Source organism: Marinifilum sp. D714 (assembly GCF_030851345.1).
Classification (GTDB): domain Bacteria; phylum Bacteroidota; class Bacteroidia; order Bacteroidales; family Marinifilaceae; genus Marinifilum.
Map to the genome: position 1 here is coordinate 1 of NZ_JALPNU010000087.1, position 401 is coordinate 401.

1 protein-coding gene is annotated in these 401 nt (G+C 44.4%); it reads right to left on the reverse strand.

Features of this window, described 5'->3' with window-relative positions; genetic code table 11:
* Positions 1-401 (reverse strand): hypothetical protein (locus M0051_RS19660; RefSeq protein ID WP_306743273.1); only part of this gene is annotated, 401 nt, incomplete at both ends.

Sequence of the window (401 nt, forward strand, 5' to 3'; positions counted from 1 at the left end):
TCCGTTGCTGAACAACCATTGGCGTCGGTAACAACTACTGAATAGTTTCCACTTGTATTTACAGTTATGGTTTGAGTCGTTGCCCCATTTGACCACAGATATGTTGAACCTGCATTAACGGCATCCAAGGTAATTGTACCTCCAGCACAGGTTTCTTGGTCCAAACCAAGGTTTACAACCGGATTTGGATGAACAGTAACATTCACATCATCTGTTGCTGAACAACCATTGCCATCGGTTACTACTACTGAATAGTTTCCTGAAGTTGATACCGTAATAGTTTGAGTTGTCGCGCCATTTGACCACAGGTAGCTTGATCCCGGATTACCGGCATCCAAGGTAATAGTTCCACCAGCACAGATTTCCTGGTCCAAACCAAGGTCTACAACCGGATTTGGATG